11 protein-coding genes and 1 pseudogene are annotated in these 13,967 nt (G+C 59.4%); 5 read left to right on the plus strand and 7 right to left on the minus strand.

The window, feature by feature from the left end:
- Nucleotides 1–26 precede the first annotated feature (26 nt).
- The gene (locus RAE19_RS05635; protein WP_313873994.1) at nucleotides 27–695 is read right to left on the minus strand and encodes a ProQ/FINO family protein; all 669 of its coding nucleotides are present in this window, start codon (nucleotides 693–695) and stop codon (nucleotides 27–29) included.
- 251 nt (nucleotides 696–946) lie between these two features.
- Between RAE19_RS05635 and RAE19_RS05640 the strand changes: the two genes are divergently transcribed.
- The 3 genes from RAE19_RS05640 to RAE19_RS05650 all read left to right on the plus strand — a co-directional run bounded on the left by RAE19_RS05640 (nucleotide 947) and on the right by RAE19_RS05650 (nucleotide 4,242).
- The gene (locus tag RAE19_RS05640) at nucleotides 947–2,785 is read left to right on the plus strand and encodes an alpha/beta hydrolase family protein (RefSeq protein WP_313873995.1); all 1,839 of its coding nucleotides are present in this window, start codon (nucleotides 947–949) and stop codon (nucleotides 2,783–2,785) included.
- A gap of 99 nt (nucleotides 2,786–2,884) precedes the next feature.
- Nucleotides 2,885–3,298 carry a hypothetical protein gene (locus RAE19_RS05645; protein ID WP_313873996.1) on the plus strand — a complete coding sequence of 138 codons (414 nt, stop codon included), beginning with the start codon at nucleotides 2,885–2,887 and terminating at the stop codon, nucleotides 3,296–3,298.
- Nucleotides 3,299–3,318: 20 nt separating this feature from the next.
- Entirely contained in the window at nucleotides 3,319–4,242 is a 924-nt protein-coding gene (locus RAE19_RS05650; protein ID WP_313873997.1) for an alpha/beta fold hydrolase, read from the plus strand.
- On the opposite strand, the gene RAE19_RS05655 is transcribed toward RAE19_RS05650, so the two are convergent.
- The gene (locus RAE19_RS05655; RefSeq protein WP_313873998.1) at nucleotides 4,239–5,696 is read right to left on the minus strand and encodes a flavin-containing monooxygenase; all 1,458 of its coding nucleotides are present in this window, start codon (nucleotides 5,694–5,696) and stop codon (nucleotides 4,239–4,241) included. The two genes, RAE19_RS05650 and RAE19_RS05655, sit on opposite strands and share 4 nt — an antisense overlap.
- Nucleotides 5,697–5,988: 292 nt before the next feature.
- Here RAE19_RS05655 and groES point away from each other — a divergent pair, with 292 nt between their 5' ends.
- Nucleotides 5,989–6,279 carry a co-chaperone GroES gene (gene groES, locus RAE19_RS05660; RefSeq protein WP_296509483.1) on the plus strand — a complete coding sequence of 97 codons (291 nt, stop codon included), beginning with the start codon at nucleotides 5,989–5,991 and terminating at the stop codon, nucleotides 6,277–6,279.
- An 84-nt stretch (nucleotides 6,280–6,363) separates the two neighbouring features.
- Nucleotides 6,364–8,010: a chaperonin GroEL gene (groL, locus tag RAE19_RS05665; RefSeq protein ID WP_313873999.1), complete on the plus strand. Its 1,647-nt coding sequence runs from the start codon at nucleotides 6,364–6,366 to the stop codon at nucleotides 8,008–8,010.
- 233 nt (nucleotides 8,011–8,243) lie between these two features.
- On the opposite strand, the gene RAE19_RS05670 is transcribed toward groL, so the two are convergent.
- The 5 genes and pseudogenes from RAE19_RS05670 to tal form a co-directional block, all read right to left on the minus strand.
- The gene (locus RAE19_RS05670; protein ID WP_313874000.1) at nucleotides 8,244–8,894 is read right to left on the minus strand and encodes an HAD family hydrolase; all 651 of its coding nucleotides are present in this window, start codon (nucleotides 8,892–8,894) and stop codon (nucleotides 8,244–8,246) included.
- A 104-nt stretch (nucleotides 8,895–8,998) separates the two neighbouring features.
- On the minus strand, nucleotides 8,999–9,970 hold the full coding sequence (locus RAE19_RS05675) for an MBL fold metallo-hydrolase (protein WP_313874001.1): 972 nt from the start codon (nucleotides 9,968–9,970) through the stop codon (nucleotides 8,999–9,001).
- A 133-nt stretch (nucleotides 9,971–10,103) separates the two neighbouring features.
- Nucleotides 10,104–11,330 carry a winged helix-turn-helix domain-containing protein gene (locus RAE19_RS05680; RefSeq protein WP_313874002.1) on the minus strand — a complete coding sequence of 409 codons (1,227 nt, stop codon included), beginning with the start codon at nucleotides 11,328–11,330 and terminating at the stop codon, nucleotides 10,104–10,106.
- Nucleotides 11,331–12,900 (minus strand): annotated as a pseudogene (gene pgi / locus RAE19_RS05685) (glucose-6-phosphate isomerase).
- 21 nt (nucleotides 12,901–12,921) lie between these two features.
- Nucleotides 12,922–13,869 (minus strand): transaldolase, encoded by a 948-nt coding sequence (gene tal, locus RAE19_RS05690; protein ID WP_313874003.1) that lies wholly within the window; start codon nucleotides 13,867–13,869, stop codon nucleotides 12,922–12,924.
- Nucleotides 13,870–13,967: the final 98 nt, after the last annotated feature.

Genomic DNA, 13,967 nt, shown 5'->3' on the forward strand with positions numbered 1-13,967 from the left:
CCCTGGTGAATGATCAGGGCGGTGACTCAGGCCGTCACTTTGGCACCAGGGCGCCGCAACAAACGGGCGACTGCGCGCGGATCCAGACCGTACATATCGGCAAACGCTTCGACGCTTGCCCCACTTGCATTGAATGCAGCCAACAAGGCCTCCGCCTTGGCAGCACGCACTTCGGCTTCAACGAGCGCTTCGTCGAGTACCGCATTGGACGCTTCGTCACGCCCGCTGAGTAACTCGCGATAGGCTTGGGGCGTAAGGCCTGAGGCCTCCCACGCGGAGACCACCCGCTGTACCAGCTTAGGACGCAAGTCTTCCTGGGTGCGGGACTGGCGACGGCGGAACACCTCCAGCAAGGCGTGGTACACGTGCTCAGGCGCCATCGGCTCTACCGGCTGGCCTTGCAGGTCGTGACGCTGCTCGCCGGACGCGACTGCAGTCAAGTAGCGCAGCGACCGCGCATGCATGGACAGCGCTGCCTTGAGGCTGACAGGTTCAAATTCGGCGGGGTGCTTGTCGAGCAACTCCTGAAAAATACCCCGCTTCATGGGCCTGAAGACGGCACCGAACAAGTGGGGATACAGGGCAGCCATCTTGTCGAGCACCGGCAATACATCAGATTTGGCGGGGCGCTGCTTGGAGGCTGCTGGTGTTTCGGCAGCGGGCGCTTCCGTTGGCTGGGGCAAGGATTCGGTCATGGCAATAGTCGGAAAATCGTGCAAAAAAGTCCTCGATCATGCCGTATCGGGCAAAGCCTATAACAACTCACGCGAAATTGAGGAGTCTGCAGCCCTCACACAGCTTCGGGGAGCAGCATTGCAAGGTCTCGGCGCATCCCTTGAATGGCGTCAAATTCACCCATTCGGGGGATGCGGCAGAAAGGCGTTGGCACTAGACTGCGCCAGTTTTTCTTGCCCGGCTTTAAGGCCTGCCCTTTCCCTCACCCGATATGCCCACTCACATCCTCAAGCTGCACACCTTTGCTCTGTCTACTATTGCCGTCGCAATGCTCACCGCCTGTGGAGGCGGCGGCGGCGGGAGCGGCGGAGGAAGTGCTAAGACAGGCTTTCTATCAGGCACGGTCATTGATGGATATATCGAAGGCGCAAAGGTCTGCTTGGATGTCAATTCGAACGGAGCTTGCGATACGGGTGAGCCCACTGCGACCACTGACAGTGGTGGCAAATACAAGCTGGACACCGGAAGCATCAGTACCAGCGGCCTGACGGTCATTGCAGAAATTCCCGATACCGCCAAAGACTCTGATGACAACGGCTTGACCCTGCTTGCAGCCGGTAAGTCTGCCTACACCATGGCAGCACCGGCGACAGAGTCTTCCGTCGTCACGCCCATCACCACATTGATTGTTGGCAAAGTCAAAACAGACAACCTGTCAGCCGCCACCGCCAAGGGCCGTGTGCTGGAAGAGCTGGGCTTGGCCTCCGACACCAACCCGTATGAAGACCATGTGGCGGCCGGGAACTCCATCGTTCAGGGCACAGCACGCCAATTGGCTGCGCAGTTACAACAGGCACAGAAAAACCTGCCGGCAGGCACCACGCCGCAAGAGCGGTTGGCGAAGCTTCAAGAGGCAGTCAAAGCGATGCAAGACGCTGCGGGATCCGTTGCCCTCAAGTCTCAAGATGCCGATCCCCTGAACTTGCCGCTAACGCTATCCACCGTTGCGACGGGGAGTTTGTTTGCCTACAAGATGCCTAGCGCTATGGGAAAACAGATCAACGCAACCGCCATGCTGTTCACCCCCAAATCAGTGCCGCCGCCAGGTGGCTGGCCCTTGGTCGTGTTTGGTCACGGGACCGTAGGGGTTGCACAGAGCTGTGCCCCCAGCGTGACCATGAAGGCCACTGGAAATTGGGAATATGCAAGTGTGGTGGCTTCGCTGCTGTCGCAGGGCATGGTGGTAGTCGCTCCTGACTACGAAGGCATGGGCAGCTCTGCAATGGGCGTTGAGGCTGGGCATCCATACCTCGACTTGGGCAGTGCCGGGCGATCCATGGCATTGGCTGCAGTTGGCGCCAAGAAATTGATGACGACACAACTCTCCGGAGCGTGGGCGACTATGGGCCACTCACAGGGCGGGCATGCGGCCTTGGCCGGCGCCCAGTTTGCCGGACTCGCCAAAAAACAGGAGCCCAGCCTGAATTACAAAGGCGCAATTGCGATTGCACCGGCATCCAATCTGCAGATGTCTCTCAACACCATGTGGTCGGGTATTCAAGCCAGCTCGTTAAACCCTGCGAGCTACGCGACGGGATACAACGCAGTGGAGATTAGCAACTTCTATGCAGCGTATGTAGTCAAAGGAACCCAAAGTACGCCCGCTCCACTGACACCTAGCGATGTATTCGGAGCCCGGATGCTGGCTGTCTACAACGCGAAAGTCGGCACTGAGTGTTTCAGTAGCTTCAGCTCATCTGTTTCAACGAGTGTGGGTCAATACGCGGTCACCAATGGCGCGACTCCTGCCGGGTACACAGGTTTCATCAACGCTGCGATCAACGCGACGAATGTCACCCGAGTGCTCAATAGCAATGAGCCCGGCCAAATGAAGCTGCCAGGGAACACCTTGATCGTGCAAGGGTCTGCAGACACCACCGTCTTGCCTTCCAGCACCCGTGCCTTGCTAGCCACTATGCAGTCGAAGGGCTCGCAAGTCACGTTGAGCTACCACGATAGCGTTGCAGCGACCCACGGCGGCGTGCTCGCGGTTCCTGCCGCCCAAGCAGCGGTTACCAATCATCTGAACAGCATGTTTACCGCCCACTAGTGGGCCTTAGTGCTCCCGGCCAGCCCACCCCTTGGCATGGGTCGTGGGCCTGCCTTTGGCAGGCATTCAGTTAAAGTGCGGGCCCACAAGGAACACAACATGCTGCTCACAGATATCAGCGCCGAACACATCTTCACGACCACCAAAGGTGGCCCTCGTGTGACGATTTTGGTGCATCCCTTTACGAACACACAAAGAGACTCTCTCGGCAAGTTTGAGATCGTTCGCAACATCCGCGAGCCCGGGGCCAAAGAAGTGAAACGCTCCACTTTCGTGTCGTTCCAGCAATTGGCGGAGCTGTACGCAAAAGGAGTGCTCGATGAATTCGGCTTTTCCGTGCGCATGTGTGCCGCTGATGGCAAACACCCCAATACGACACCGACCAAGAAGCTGCTCCCGAGCTGCATCAAACCAGGCTCACCATTTGACGTGGCGGTGCAAGGCGTGGATGTCTCCCTACCCGCGAACCGCGAATTGAGAACTGCCTTGCTGCGGACCAGTGTCAAGGTTTGATGCCGTTTGAGGGTCTGCACATGACACTTCTCTTTACGCTGCTGCTGATCGCCACATGTCTGTGGGTGTTTGCTGAATGGAAGCCTGACATTGCGTCTCGCTGGGGATTGGGGTTGGAGCGCAAGCGCAGCGGACTGGTGCTGAAGTCGCAAGCGATTGCGGGCTTTGAAATCCCCTACCTGGAAGGTGGGCAGGGCGAGGTGCTTGTGCTCGTGCACGGTTTCGGGGGCGACAAAGACAATTTCACGCGCATGGCGCGGTTTTTAACACCGCACTTTCGGGTGATACAGCCCGACCTACCCGGCTTTGGCGATGCAACACGCGACCCCGCAGCGCGGTACCGCATGTCCGATCAAGTGGAGCGCTTGCATGCGTTCCTCCAAGCCTTGGGCGTGCAACAAGTAATTCTCGGTGGCAACTCCATGGGCGGCTTCATCGCGTGCGAATATGCGGCTCGCTTTCCCGAGCAGGTCAAAGCGCTCTGGTTGCTGGATGCTGCTGGCACGGCCGCTGCCCACGACTCACCTATGCTGCGGCACTACCTCGCCACTGGCGACTCTCCCCTCCTGCTGCGCAGCCAAGCCGACGTGGCCAAGTTGATCCGCGCCACCATGGCGCGTCCTCCCTACTTCCCCGGCTTCTTGAAGCGCACTTTGGGTGCGCGCGCGATAGTGGACTACCCCTTGCATTGCGCGATCTTCAAAGACCTCAGCCAACATTCGCCCATGCTCGAAACCCAACACACGACCTGGCCAACCCCGGCGCTGATCGTGTGGGGGACGGAAGATGCCATCTTGAACCCGGCAGCTGCCCGGACCCAGGAGCAGCTGTTTCCGCGCCACAAGACTATCGTGATGCAGGGCATCGGGCACTTGCCCATGCTGGAAGCGCCCGCCCAGACCGCCCAAGACTTCCTGGAGTTTGCGCGCACGCTATCGGTTTAACCCCGCCGCACGAACTCCAACGCGCCATCGTCAATCGACTCGTTCAGCAGCAAGGTTTTGTCGACTTCGTAGGCATGGGTCACGCGCCATGGACCGCTGCGGCCTTGGCGTGGCAGTTCGCTCACATCCCGCAGGATATAGCCCGAGGTCAGTGAACTCATCACATTGCCCTCGCCCAGTTGTCCGGCGGGAGCGCGGGGCGTTGCACGTGCAATGCCCTTGCTATCCATGTAATTGAGCAGCCGGCACACGTAGCGCGAAGCGATGTCTGCCTTGAGCGTCCACGAGGCATTGGTGTAACCAAAAATGAAGGCCATGTTGGGCAGGTCTTGCATCAGCACCGCGCGGTAGCTCAGCAGCTGGTGGGTCGCCACCGGTGCGCCGTCCAGGGTGATGTCCATGCCACCGAAGGTCTTGAGGCGTATGCCGGTTGCAGTCACCACAATGTCCGCGTCCAGCGTCTCACCTGACTTGAGCAAAATGCCATGCTCGGTAAACGTGGCTATTTCGTCGGTGACGATAGTCGCCTTGCCCGACTTGATGGCCTTGAACAGGTCGCCATCGGGCACCACACACATGCGCTGGTCCCACGGGTTATAGCTGGGTGTGAAGTGGCGCATGTCCACGGTGTCCCCCAGCATTTTCTGAATAGGGCGCAACATGAACTTTCGCATGGCTTGGGGCCAGCGCTTGGCACCCTTGTAGAGCGCACGCTGCAAAGCGATATAGGCACTACGCAAGGTCCCATAAATCCAGCGCGCAGGCAGGAAACGCCCCAGCAGTGCAATCGCCTTTTCAAGTGTGGGTGCGATGAAGTAGTAGGTGGGTGTGCGCTGCAACATGGTGACATGCGCAGCTTGAGCCACCATGGCCGGAACAATCGTGACCGCCGTGGCGCCACTGCCGATCACCACGACCCGCTTGCCCCGGTAGTCCAGGTTTTCGGGCCAGAACTGCGGATGAATCGTCTGCCCTTCAAAGCGATCGAGGCCGGGGAACACCGGGAGGTGCCCTTGGTCGTAGTCGTAATAGCCGGTGCAACTCACAAAGAAATTGCAGGTGTAGGCGCTGGTTTCACCGGTGGCCTCCTGCAGGGCCGTGATCGTCCAGAGGTTCTGATCGCTGGACCAATCCGCCTTGAGGATTTTCAGGCCGAAGCGGATGTGGCGGTCCACGCCATATTCCTCAGCAGTCTCCTTGACGTACTCGCGCACCAGTCGACCTTCGGACAGCACCTTGGGCGACATCCAGGGCCGAAAGCCATAGGCGAAAGAAAACATGTCGGAATCGGAGCGCACCCCGGGGTAGCGAAACAAATCCCAGGTGCCACCAATAGCGCTCCGCCGCTCGAGAATGGCGTATCGCTTGCCCGGCGATTCTTTCTGCAAATGACACGCCATGCCGATGCCTGAAATACCTGCGCCAACGATCAGCACATCAAAATGTTCGCTCATAGAACTCCCTGCTGAAAACCAGACTCCATGCGTCCCCCGCTGGGCCATCCGCCCCCAAAACTAGTGTAAGTCGTGGCCTTTAAAGCGGTTGCCGTTTGCTGTGACCTGCGGAAAGTGCCATACCGACGTAACCCCCTCGCAAGCGGGGGGACTCTTGAAATCAGGTCAAAAGCCCTTATGATTAGCACTCGTCGGACTTGAGTGCTAACAGCACCAGCCGCGTTAGTTCTCGGGAGCTGGCCTAAGTGGGCGGCCCCTGGTGTTTCTTGTTTCCATATCTAGGAGATTTCTCATGAACCTGCGTCCTTTGGCAGATCGCGTGATTGTTAAGCGCGTCGAAACCGAAACCAAGACTGCTTCCGGCATCTACATCCCTGACAACGCAGCTGAGAAGCCTGACCAAGGTGAAGTGTTGGCTGTCGGTCCCGGCAAGACCAACGACAAGGGCGAAACCAAGGCCCTGACCGTGAAGGTCGGCGACCGCGTGTTGTTCGGCAAGTACTCCGGCCAGACCGTCAAGGTCAATGGCGATGAGCTGCTGGTCATGAAAGAAGACGACCTGTTCGCAGTCGTCGAGAAGTAATTCACCGCGCTATCAAATAAATAGCTAGTTGCGCATGTTTCATGTGGGCTAGCGGCATATTTCACTTAAATTTGGAGTCATAACATGGCAGCAAAAGACGTAATTTTCGGCGGCGAAGCCCGCGCTCGCATGGTTGAAGGCGTGAACATTTTGGCTAACGCGGTCAAAGTGACTTTGGGCCCTAAGGGTCGCAACGTGGTTCTGGAGCGCTCTTTCGGCGCCCCCACCGTGACCAAGGACGGTGTGTCCGTGGCCAAGGAAATCGAACTCAAAGACAAGCTGCAAAACATGGGCGCGCAGATGGTCAAGGAAGTCGCTTCCAAGACTTCTGACAACGCAGGCGACGGTACTACTACCGCTACCGTGTTGGCTCAAGCCATCGTTCGCGAAGGCATGAAGTACGTGGCCGCCGGCATGAACCCGATGGACCTGAAGCGCGGTATCGACAAGGCAGTGACTGCTCTGATCGAAGAGCTGAAGAAGGCTTCCAAGCCCACCACCACTTCCAAGGAAATCGCCCAAGTGGGTTCCATTTCCGCCAACTCTGACGCATCCATTGGCGACATCATCGCCAACGCGATGGACAAAGTGGGCAAAGAAGGCGTGATCACTGTGGAAGACGGCAAGTCCCTGCAGAACGAACTCGACGTCGTCGAAGGCATGCAGTTCGACCGCGGCTACCTGTCCCCTTACTTCATCAACAACCCAGAAAAGCAAGCTGCTTTGCTGGACAACCCGTTTGTTCTGTTGTTCGACAAGAAGATCAGCAACATCCGTGACTTGTTGCCTACTCTGGAACAAGTCGCCAAGGCTGGCCGTCCTTTGTTGATCATTGCTGAAGATGTCGATGGCGAAGCCCTGGCAACTTTGGTGGTGAACACCATCCGCGGCATCCTGAAGGTTGTGGCTGTGAAGGCTCCTGGTTTCGGTGACCGTCGCAAGGCTATGTTGGAAGACATCGCCATCCTGACCGGCGGCAAGGTGATCGCTGAAGAAGTGGGCCTGACCCTGGAAAAAGTGACTTTGGCCGACCTCGGTTCCGCCAAGCGCGTCGAAGTGGGCAAGGAAAACACCATCATCATCGACGGTGCTGGCGCTGCTGCTGACATCGAAGCCCGCGTGAAGCAAGTCCGCGTGCAGATCGAAGAAGCCACTTCCGACTACGACCGTGAAAAGCTGCAAGAGCGCGTGGCCAAGTTGGCTGGCGGTGTTGCCGTGATCAAGGTGGGTGCTGCTACCGAAGTCGAAATGAAGGAAAAGAAGGCCCGCGTCGAAGACGCCCTGCACGCTACCCGCGCTGCTGTGGAAGAAGGCATTGTGGCTGGTGGTGGCGTGGCTCTGCTGCGTGCCAAGCAAGCTGCTGGCGAAATCAAGGGTGACAACGCTGACCAAGACGCCGGTATCAAGCTGGTGTTGAAGGCTATCGAAGCACCTTTGCGCGAGATCGTGTTCAATGCCGGTGGCGAAGCCTCTGTGGTGGTGAACGCTGTGTTGGGTGGCAAGGGCAACTACGGCTTCAACGCTGCCAACGACACCTACGGCGACATGATCGAAATGGGTATTCTGGACCCCACCAAGGTGACACGTACTGCTCTGCAGAACGCAGCTTCCGTGGCCTCCTTGATGTTGACGACCGAGTGCATGGTGTCTGAAGCTCCGAAGGAAGAAGCTGCTGGCGGCGGTATGCCTGATATGGGTGGTATGGGCGGCATGGGCGGCATGGGCATGTAATTGCTCCTGCTCTCCTTGCCTGAGGGCTGATCGCCGCGTTGCTTGGGCTTGCCGTACCGCAGGTACTGTCAGCGCCCAAGCGCCTTGCGCTAAGCCCTCATGCTTCGTCGATGTGGCGTTATTGCTCTCGACTGCGAACCCAATAAAAAGCCCCGCTCGGTTTTGCCTTGCGGGGCTTTTTTACGTCTCTCTTGCTATGCTTTTGATAGCTACTTGCGCACTTTCTATGAGCGCTATAGGCTAATTTCGCTTAAACCCAGGGCTTGCAACTCTTGCACTGCCTGTTGCGCGGTGTGGAAGTGGATGCCGTGCCAGCCTTCGGCCTGCGCGGCCTGGATGTTGGGGAGCAGGTCGTCCAGAAAGACCGTCTTGGCGGGCTCGAGGGCGTAGCGCTTTTGCAGGCATTGGTAGATGGCGGGCTCGGGTTTGATGAGCAGTTCGTCGCCCGAGAAAATGCCGCCGTCAAAGTCTTGCAGAAATGCGTTCACGCGCTCCAGCGTACGGGCATACGGCACGGGCATGTTGGAGAGGTAGTAGAGCTTCAAGGGCTCGCCTCCACGGGCTGCACGTTGCGCGCTCAAGGCCACCAAACTCTTGAACAAGGCTACCGACTCCGGCATGGGGGTCAGCCGCTCGCCAATGCTCTCGACCAGCGTGCCGAGCACCGTAGCATCCAAACCCGCGCGATTAGCCACTTGGGCCACCACGTCCGCCATGGCGATCGTGCCCCGGTCAAAGGCTTGCCACTCGTGATGGCCGAATACCTCATGCGCCAGGTGCCCAGCCTCGGCACGGGTCGCGGCGCGCTGGGGAAAGCACTCCATCATCAAATCCACCGGGCGCCAGGTAAACAGCACAGCGCCAAAGTCAAACACCACATTCATAGCTTGAAGGTTCCAAATAAAGAAGCCCCGCCAGCATAGCGCTGACGGGGCCGGATACGACTCTGAAGAGCCGCTATTGCAGCAATCTACGGTCGATCAGACTATCAAGCGACTGGCTTGAATTCAAAACCATTGCCCAGCTTCTCGACGCGGCCAAACGCCGGGAACGGGAAGTGGAAGCCACCCGCCATGACCTTGTCGTTCACGATCATGTCAAACACCTTGCGGCGGGCCACGCGGGCCTCTTCGGCATTCATGTCGAACTGCACCGCCCAATCAGGGTTGCGCGCAAACAGCTGGGGCACGTTGGTGATGTCGGCCACGTAGGCGAACTTTTCACCCTTGCTCTCCACCATAAACAGTGTGTGACCGGGGGTATGACCATAGGCCGCCACGCTCTTGATGCCGGGCACAATTTCGGTGCCGGCTTCAAACTTCACCATCTGGCTGTCGTTCAGGCCACCCAACATGCGGCGCACGGTCTGGAAGGCGCCCTTCATGGCGTCAGGTGCTGCGGCCATGCGGGCGTCGTCCATCCAGAACGCATGCTCGACGGACGGGACCATGATCTTGGCATTGGGGTACACCAATTGGCCCGCCTTGTTGCGCACACCCAAAATGTGGTCGCCGTGAAAGTGGCTCAGGATCACGGTGTCAATGTCTTCCACCTTGTAGCCCGCAGCATTCAAATTGGCCACCAAGCGGCCGGTGGTGGGGCCGCCGTTGTCCGAGAAACCGGTGTCAAGCAGCACTTTGCGGTTGCCAGCAATGACCAGGAAGGCGGTGTACGGCACATCCAGGTATTCGGTGGGCAGGTTTTGCGATTTCAGCAGCTCTTGCACTTCGCCCAAGGGGGCATTGCGCACAAACTCAGCGGCCAAGGGGCGGCGGGTGACACCGTCGTTCAGGGCGATGACTTCAAAGTCACCCAGCTTTTGCTTGCGAAAGCCCACCTGCACCACACTGGGTGCGCCGAAGTTGGGGGCCGATTGGGCGCCCAAGGGCAAAAAGGATCCGGCTGCATAAGCCGCCACTGCCGCACCGCCACCGACAAAGAAATCGCGCCGAGTCACCATAAAAGCCTCCTGGGTATGAATAAAGACCAGATAGTCTCAATTCCCACTCATCAGTGCACGCGCGCAACGCTATGCCCGCCCCGATGCAAGGGTTATCGCCGGCAGGCCGCGCCCCACTGGCTGAAAACCGGCGTCAAGCGCGCTTGAGTGCTCGCCGCAAAGCGGCAGCCAACTTGGCAGGTTGTGTCTTGCCTATGCGCACCTGCGGGGTACCGTGCCATGCGGCACAGCGGTGGATGGCAGCAGCAACTTCTTGCACCTGCTGTTCAGTCCACACACAACCCGGCTGGGCGTGGAGTGACTTCACTTCAAACACGCCCCCTGCCCGGTGCGCTTTGGCATCCAGCCGGCCTATGAGCTCGCCGCGGCACAAAATCGGCAATACAAAGTAGCCGTGCACGCGCTGCGCCTCGGGGGTGTAGCACTCCAGCTTGTAGTCAAAATCAAAAAAGGTGGAGGCCCGCTCGCGGTCCCACACCACAGGGTCAAACGGCGACAAGAGTGCGGTGTGGCAGGCCACCAAGTCGCCTGCCAGCGCCTGTTGCAGCAGGCCGGTATGGTCGGTGTGCACATAGCCGGCCGCAGCCCACCCCTCAACAGCCACTCGCTGGATGCGCCCTGCACGCACCAGCGCCTCCAAGTGCGCATCCTGCAGGCGCGGCTTGGTCCGGAAGTAATCGTTGATCCACCGCGCTTGGGTCACCCCCAGTGCAGTCACAGCCTTCTCTACCCATACGGCTGCGAGCGCGTCTGGCGGCAATGCGGGTGCAGGCTGGCGCAATACAGGTGCCACCCGCTCGCTCAGGTCGTAGACGCGGTGAAAGTGGTCACGGCGCGCGATCATCAGCTCGCCGAGAGCAAACAAGGCCTCCAGCCAACGCTTTTCGTCTTTCCAGCCCCACCAAGCGCCGCCCTTGCCTTCAAGCCGCACAAAGTCAGACGACTTCACCGGCCCCTGCGTGCGGATCTGCTCCAGCAAGGCATCCAGCTGCGGGCGCTGGGCCGCAGCGAGTTTCTGGGCATGGGCGATGCCCCAATGCGTGCGCCCCTCGCGGTTGTAGGCGCGGTGCAAGTGCAAATCATCAGCGGGGGCAAAGCAGGCCTCGTGGGCCCAGGTTTCAAACAAGGCGCCGTTGGCCAACGCGTCTTCCAGCCATGCCGGCGGGTAGTCGCCCAAGCGGGCATGCAACACCAGATACGGGCTGCGCGCCACCACATGGATGGTGTCAATCTGCAGCAAGCCCATGCGCTGCACACAGGCCGCTACATCGCCTTCTTGTGCGGGGCGTGCAAGCGGCTGCAACAGGCCCTGCGCTGCCAAGTGCAGCGCGCGGGCTTGAGGCAGGCTGAGCGTCTGCAATCAGCTGCGCAGACGCGCCAGCAAACCAGCGGTGGAACCATCAAGGCCCGTGGCGTCACCGGTATGAAGACGGGGCTCAATGTCTTTGGCCAGCACTTTGCCGAGCTCGACGCCCCACTGGTCAAAGCTGTTGATCCCCCAGAGGCTGCCACTGACAAACACGCGGTGCTCTTGCAGCGCGATCAGCGCCCCCAGCGAGGCGGGCGTCAAGTCGTCCAGTAGCAAGAAGGTGCTGGGGCGGTTGCCGGTGAAATGCTTGTGACCACCGGCATCGTCTTTGCCTTGCATCAGGGCTTGGGCCTGCGCCAGCACATTGGCCAGCAACATCGGGTGGTGGCCTTTCAGGTGGTGGCGCGCCTTTTTGACGGCCACAAACTCCACCGGCACGACCTCGGTGCCTTGGTGCAGCATCTGAAAGTAGGCGTGTTGACCATTGGTGCCGGGTTCGCCCCACAGCACCGGGCAGGTATCGAACGGCAAGGCTTCGCCACTGGCGTCCACCCGTTTGCCATTGCTCTCCATCTCCAACTGCTGCAAATAGGCCGGCAGGCGGCGCAAGGCGCTGTGGTACGGCGCAATGCTGCGGCTGCTAAAGCCGTGGAAGTTGCGGTACCAGACGTCCAGCAACCCCAACCGCACCGGCAGGTTTTGCTCCAAGGGCGCGGTGCGGAAGTGCTCGTCCATGGCATGGGCACCTGCCAGCAGCTCGCGAAAGCCTTGCGCGCCGATGGCGATGGCAATCGGCAGGCCGATGGCCGACCACATGGAGTACCGCCCACCCACCCAGTCCCAAAAACCGAAGGTAGTGGTGATGCCAAAGGCATTTGCCGCCGCCACGTTGGTGGTGAGTGCCGCGAAATGGCGGGCAATATTAGTGCCGCCCTGCTCGAGAAACCAGGCCTTCGCGGAGGCCGCGTTGGTCATGGTCTCGATCGTGGTGAACGTCTTGCTGGCGATCAGGAAGACGGTGTTTTCGGGCTTCAAGTGGGGCAGCTTGGCGGCCAACTCGTGACCATCCACATTGCTCACAAAATGCAGGCGTTTGCCGCTGGTGGCAAAAGCATCCAGCGCCAACACCGCCATTTGCGGGCCGAGGTCAGATCCGCCGATGCCGATGTTCACCACATCGGTGATGGCCGTATCTGCGCGCACCTGCTCGGCGTAGGCCAGCATCGCGTCCAGCGTAGCGTGCACCTTAGCTTGCTCACCCGCTATGAATTCAGGAGCGGCTCCCGCATACCCCACCTGCGCTGAGGGCGGATTTCGCAACAAAACGTGCCACACCTCGCGCTGCTCGGTGTTGTTGATTTTCTGGCCGGCTGAACATGGCATCGCGGTGCTCGGGCAGACCGCTTTGGCGGGCCAGATCCATGAGCAGTGCTTCGGTACTGGCGTCGATACGGTTTTTGGACAGGTCCGCAAACACATAAGGCGCCTCTTGGCTTAAACGGGTGAAGCGCTGGGCGTCGGCCTCAAAGGCTTGGCGCACATCCAGCGCCTGGCCGGTCGCTGCATACGCAGCCTGCAATTGGGCCCAAGCGGGCGTGCGGTCACAACGGGTACGTGCCATGTTCGCGAATCCTTGGTGCGCTTAAGCGGCCAGCAACAGCTGTTCGAGCTTGACGGCGTCCACGCAGAACGCACGGATGCCCTCTGCCAACTTTTCGGTGGCCATGGCGTCATTGTTCAGGGCGAGGCGGAAGTTGGCTTCGTCGTAGCTGACGTGCTCGATATCGGCGGTCTTGGCGGCATCGGCATTCAGGTGCTGGGTCACAGGCGCCTCGGACGCTGCCATCTGGGCCAACAAATCGGGGCTGATGGTGAGCAAATCGCAACCGGCCAAGGCGGTGATCTGACCCACGTTGCGGAAACTGGCGCCCATGACTTCGGTGGCGATACCGAACTTTTTGTAGTAAGCGTAGATTTGGGCCACGGACTTGACGCCGGGGTCATTCAACTCCGCGTTGTCAGCCTCAACCCAGGCTGCGCCGGCGTTCTTTTTGTACCAGTCGTAGATACGGCCGACAAACGGGGAAATCAGCTGCACCTTGGCCTCGCCGCAAGCCACGGCTTGGCAGAACGCGAACAACAGGGTCAAGTTGGTGTGGATGCCTTTGCGCTCCAACTGCTCGGCGGCCTTGATGCCTTCCCAGGTCGACGCAACCTTGATCAGAATGCGGTCAGAGTGAATGCCCTGCGCTTGGTACAGCTCGATCAGGCGCTCGCCACGGGCCACCGTTGCCGCAGTGTCAAAGCTCAGGCGCGCGTCAACTTCGGTAGACACACGGCCGGGAATGATGGAGAGAATTTCACAACCAAAACGCACCAGCAAACGGTCCACGATCTCGTCCATGGCACGGCCGCGGAACTGGCTGACGGTGTCTTTCACCAAGGGGGCGTAGTCCGCCTTTTGCACGGCTTTCAAAATCAGCGACGGGTTGGTGGTCGCGTCCTGGGGCTTGAACGCGTCCAGTTGTTTGAAATCGCCAGTGTCGGCTACGACGGTGGTGAATTGTTTGAGGGCGTCGAGTTGGTTCATGGGATGCAGACGGCAGAGCCGCAGGTTAAAAAAACTTAGGGTAAACGCGCAGAAAGTTGCAGTTTCTCGCCTTGAATTATCAATGAAACAAAGTTACA

Source organism: Rhodoferax potami (assembly GCF_032193805.1).
Classification (GTDB): domain Bacteria; phylum Pseudomonadota; class Gammaproteobacteria; order Burkholderiales; family Burkholderiaceae_C; genus Allorhodoferax; species Allorhodoferax potami_A.

Bases quoted from the DNA above. Each gene is read 5' to 3' on its own strand.
- RAE19_RS05675 (WP_313874001.1), bottom strand. From the start codon at position 9,970: ATGGTGACTCGGCGCGATTTCTTTGTCGGTGGCGGTGCGGCAGTGGCG.
- RAE19_RS05645 (WP_313873996.1), top strand. From the start codon at position 2,885: ATGCTGCTCACAGATATCAGCGCCGAACACATCTTCACGACCACCAAA.
- groES (WP_296509483.1), top strand. From the start codon at position 5,989: ATGAACCTGCGTCCTTTGGCAGATCGCGTGATTGTTAAGCGCGTCGAA.
- groL (WP_313873999.1), top strand. From the start codon at position 6,364: ATGGCAGCAAAAGACGTAATTTTCGGCGGCGAAGCCCGCGCTCGCATG.
- RAE19_RS05670 (WP_313874000.1), bottom strand. From the start codon at position 8,894: ATGAATGTGGTGTTTGACTTTGGCGCTGTGCTGTTTACCTGGCGCCCG.
- RAE19_RS05635 (WP_313873994.1), bottom strand. From the start codon at position 695: ATGACCGAATCCTTGCCCCAGCCAACGGAAGCGCCCGCTGCCGAAACA.
- tal (WP_313874003.1), bottom strand. From the start codon at position 13,869: ATGAACCAACTCGACGCCCTCAAACAATTCACCACCGTCGTAGCCGAC.
- RAE19_RS05640 (WP_313873995.1), top strand. From the start codon at position 947: ATGCCCACTCACATCCTCAAGCTGCACACCTTTGCTCTGTCTACTATT.
- RAE19_RS05650 (WP_313873997.1), top strand. From the start codon at position 3,319: ATGACACTTCTCTTTACGCTGCTGCTGATCGCCACATGTCTGTGGGTG.
- RAE19_RS05655 (WP_313873998.1), bottom strand. From the start codon at position 5,696: ATGAGCGAACATTTTGATGTGCTGATCGTTGGCGCAGGTATTTCAGGC.